The 4,276-nt window shown below is 66.5% G+C and carries 4 protein-coding genes and 1 pseudogene; 4 read left to right on the top strand and 1 reads right to left on the bottom strand.

From position 1 onward, the window contains the following. A partial coding sequence (ilvD, locus tag ABW137_RS27100) for a dihydroxy-acid dehydratase (protein ID WP_526404558.1) occupies positions 1-1,361 on the bottom strand: 1,361 nt, incomplete at its 3' end. 80 nt (positions 1,362-1,441) lie between these two features. On the opposite strand from ilvD, the gene ABW137_RS27095 reads away from it, so the two are divergent. The 4 genes and pseudogenes from ABW137_RS27095 to ABW137_RS27080 form a co-directional block, all read left to right on the top strand. After that, the gene (locus tag ABW137_RS27095; protein ID WP_526404557.1) at positions 1,442-2,107 is read left to right on the top strand and encodes a DUF305 domain-containing protein; all 666 of its coding nucleotides are present in this window, start codon (positions 1,442-1,444) and stop codon (positions 2,105-2,107) included. 11 nt (positions 2,108-2,118) lie between these two features. Next, positions 2,119-2,436, top strand: coding sequence for a copper-sensing transcriptional repressor RicR (ricR, locus tag ABW137_RS27090; RefSeq protein ID WP_526404559.1), 318 nt, complete (start codon positions 2,119-2,121; stop codon positions 2,434-2,436). 171 nt (positions 2,437-2,607) lie between these two features. Next, complete coding sequence (locus ABW137_RS27085) at positions 2,608-3,954, top strand: L,D-transpeptidase (protein ID WP_526404556.1); 1,347 nt, start codon at positions 2,608-2,610, stop codon at positions 3,952-3,954. Positions 3,955-3,997: 43 nt separating this feature from the next. Further along, positions 3,998-4,276: pseudogene (locus ABW137_RS27080) on the top strand (DUF4129 domain-containing protein); the annotation flags it as partial.

Here is a 4,276-nt window from a genome sequence, read left to right as displayed (position 1 = left end):
ATGACGACGACGTCGCCGTGCGTGATGGTGCCGTCCTCCAGCGCGTCGAGCGCCGCGCGTTCCCGCTCGAAAACCCTTGCGGTGCCCTCGAACACGTCGGAGTCGAAGCCCGCCGACTTCACCACGGCACCCTCGGGTGCCAGCGACCCGTGCAGGATCGTGATGCCGCCCGTGGGGTGGATCGGGTTGTTCATCGCCCGCAGCACCTTGCCGTCGGGGTCCGGCGGCTCGATGTGGGCCAGGTTCTCGGCCATGGTCTGACCCGTCACGGTGAGGCAATCACCATGTAGCAGACCGTTGTCCAGCAGTGCCTTCATGACGACGGGCACGCCACCGATCTCGTCGACGTGCTTCATCACGTGACGACCGAAGGGCTTGACGTCGGCAAGGTGCGGCACCTTCTGCCCGACTCGGGTGAAGTCCGCGAGGGTCAACTTCACGCCCGCCTCCCACGCGATGGCCAGGAGGTGCAGCACGGCGTTGGTGGAACCGCCGAATGCCATCACGACGGCGATGGCGTTGTCGAACGCCTCCTTGGTGAGGATGTCGCTGGTGGTGATGCCGCGGCGCAGCATTTCGACGACCGCCTCACCGGACTTGCGGGCGTACTCGTCGCGCCGCTTGTCGATGGCCACCGGGGACGCGCTGCCCGGCAGCGACATGCCAAGCGCCTCGGCAGCCGACGCCATGGTGTTGGCGGTGTACATCCCGCCGCACGCGCCCTCGCCGGGACAGATCGCGCGTTCGATGATGTCCACGTCCGCACGCGACATCAGCCCGCGTGCGCACGCACCGACCGCCTCGAAGGCATCGATGATCGTGACTTCCCTCTCGGAGCCGTCGGTGAGCTTCGCGACGCCCGGCATGATCGAGCCGTTGTAGAAGAAGACGCTCGCCAGATTTAGTCGAGCGGCGGCCATCAGCATGCCCGGAATCGACTTGTCGCAGCCGGCCAGGAGCACGGTGCCGTCGAGTCGCTCGGCCTGCACGACGGTCTCGACGCTGTCGGCGATCACCTCGCGGGAGACCAGCGAGAAGTGCATGCCCTCGTGCCCCATGGAGATGCCGTCGGACACGGAGATGGTGCCGAACTCGAGTGGGTAGCCGCCTGCGGAGTGCACGCCGCTCTTGACGGATTGCGCCAGGCGCTGCAGCGACATGTTGCACGGGGTGATCTCGTTCCACGACGAACCGACGCCGATCTGCGGTTTCGCCCAGTCGTCGTCGCCCATTCCGACCGCACGGAGCATGCCTCGGGCGGCGGTCTTCTCCAGGCCGTCGGTGACGTCGCGGCTGCGGGGCTTGATGTCGGGGGCTTCGCCGGTCGGGCCGGGAGAGGACGCTGAGGGCGCTGAGGGCATTGATCAAGTATGCCTCCGCGGTCATTCGCCAACCAAACTACTTCGCATACCCCTGAGGGGTATGCGGTACGGTGGCTTTCATGAAGTCGTTGATCGCCCTGCTGGCGGCCCTCGCCGCAGCCTTCGTCCTGTCCTCGTGTACGAGCCCGGCCGAAACCTCGGGCGACGGCCACACCGATCACGGCAGCGAGTCGAGCGCGGCTTCTCCCGCCATGACCGCGCCCGCCATGACCGGTCCCGCCATGACGCAGAGCGCCGCCCCGCACAACGCCGCTGACATTGCCTTCGCCACCAACATGATTCCGCACCACCAGCAGGCGGTGGCGATGTCGGAGCTGGTGCCCGACCGGTCCTCCGACCCGGCCGTCGTCGACCTGGCCGCCGCCATCTCGGCGGCGCAGGGCCCCGAGATCGAGACCATGGAGGGGTTCCTGGTGCAGTGGAACGCGCCCCCGGCGGGAGACCACCAGGGCCACGACGCCACAGACATGCCCGCCATGCCCGACATGCCCGCCATGCCCGGCATGGTCGACGAGGCGTCGATGACGAAGCTGCAGTCACTCAAGGGAGCCGAGTTCGACCAACTGTGGCTGCAGTCCATGATCGGCCACCACGAGGGTGCCATCGCGATGGCCAAGACCGAGATCGCCGACGGCGTCAACCCCGACGCGAAGGCACTCGCGGAGCAGATCGTGACGACGCAGACCACGGAGATCGACCAAATGAAGAAGATGCTGGGACAGTGACGGACGACGACATGGCGTCCCTCGTCGAGCACACCGACGAGGGAGCAGGACATGGCTACTCGCCCAACAAGGAGAACTACGCGAAGCGATTGCGGCGCATCGAAGGGCAAGTCCGGGGCATCGCCAAGATGATCGAAGACGACAAGTACTGCATCGACATCCTGACTCAAATCAGTGCGGTGAACAGCGCATTGCAGTCGGTGGCGCTGGGGCTTCTCGACGAGCACCTCGGTCACTGCGTGACCCACGCGGTCGCCGAGGGCGGCGACGAGGCCGACAAGAAGCTCGCCGAGGCGTCCGCCGCCATCGCCAGGCTGGTGAAGTCGTGATGGGGCGGTCGTGATGGGGCGAACGTAACGAACCCCGGCCCCGGTCCGATCAAACGAGCAGCTCACTGCTGTTTTGGATGGTTTTCGAGCACCAGTCGGCGAACTCCGTCGGCAGTAGCCGGTGGCCGCCTCGTGCGACACTGGTTGCAATTTTGTTATGGGAGGTGGCGCATGCCGCAGAGAAGTTCGAAGAGATTGGCCACCGCGGTTCTCGCGGCAGGGCTGTTGGGCAGCGTGGCGGTCAATGCGCCGTCGGCCTGGGCCGAGCCCGCGGTCAGCCCCGATCCTGCCGTGATCGATCAGCCGGCGCCGCTGCCGTTCCAGCTTCCGCCGATGCCATGGGATCCGCAGCCGGTCGCCGCCGACCCGCTGGCCCCGGTGGCCGATCCCGCCGCGCCAAACCCGGCGGCTGCGGTCCCGCTGAACAACTACGGCGCACCAGCCGCCATCCCCGAGGGCACGCCAGCCGGGCAGAACCCGCTCCCGTACACCGGCGAGCCGGTGTTCGCGCCGCCGACCTTCAATCCCGTCAACGGATCCATGGTCGGTGTGGCCAAGCCGATCTACATCAACTTCGCCCGCCCCATCGCCGACCGTGCGTTGGCCGAGCAGGCCGTCCACATCTCGTCGGTACCGCCGGTGCCAGGCCGGTTCTACTGGACCAGCGACACCCAACTGCGCTGGCGGCCGCAGGACTTTTGGCCCGCCAACACCACCGTCAACATCGACGCGGGCGGCACGAAGTCGAGCTTCCGCACCGGTGACTACCTGGTGGCGAACGCGAACAATGTCACCCACACCATGGAGATCCGTCGCAACGGCGTTGTCGAGAAGACGTTCCCCATGTCGATGGGCAAGACCGGCAACGACACCCCCAACGGCACGTACTACGTGTTGGAGCGGTTCCCCGACATCGTGATGGATTCGTCCACCTATGGCGTGCCGGTCAACTCGCCGCAGGGCTACAAGCTCAAGGTGCAAGATGCGGTCCGCATCGACAACAGCGGCATCTTCGTGCACAGCGCGCCGTGGTCGGTGGGAGATCAGGGCAAGCGCAACGTCAGCCACGGCTGCATCAACCTCAGCGCGGCCAACGCGCAGTGGTTCTACGACAACTTCGGCAGCGGCGACCCCGTCGTCGTGACGGGCTCCGTCGGCACCTACAACCAGCCCGACGGCAAGCACGAGACCAAGAACGGCACCTATTACGTGCTGGAGAAGTTCGCCGACATCGTGATGGACTCCGCGACCTACGGCGTGCCGAACACGTCGCCAGAGGGCTACAAGTTGACGGTGCAAAACGCCGTCCGGATCGACAACAGCGGCGCGTTTGTACACAGCGCCCCGTGGTCGGTCGGTGACCAGGGCAAGCGCAACGTCAGCCACGGCTGTATCAACCTCAGCCCGGCCAACGCGCAGTGGTTCTACGACAACTTCGGCAGTGGCGACCCCATCGTCATCAAGAACTCGGTCGGGTCATACACCCAGAACGACGGCGCCCAGGACTGGCAGATCTAGCCATAGTGTTGCGGCCTTGACCTGACCACGCACAGGATGGGTCATGGCCCATCGGCCGCGCGTCGTCGCCGTGATCGTGCTCTTGATCGTGGCGGCCGCCGCGCTGCACGGATACCTGCCCGGCGCGGAGGCGCCGCCGCGCGACCGGCCGACCAGCAGTCTCGGCAGCCTGTTCGCCGTCATCGCAATGCTCGTGGTGTCGATGGCGATCATCGTGATCGCGGTCGTCACGCAGTCGCGGAATCGGCCCGTCTCCTACCCTGCGGGCGAACCCCCGCGTGAGCTGGCGGGTGAGCGCAGGCCGCTGACGTGGCGCATGATC

Source organism: Mycobacterium sp., assembly GCF_040509115.1.
In the GTDB taxonomy this organism is placed as follows: Bacteria; Actinomycetota; Actinomycetes; order Mycobacteriales; family Mycobacteriaceae; genus Mycobacterium.
The sequence above is the reverse complement of the archived record's forward strand: the minus strand, read 5'-3'. Positions and strand labels throughout refer to the sequence as shown.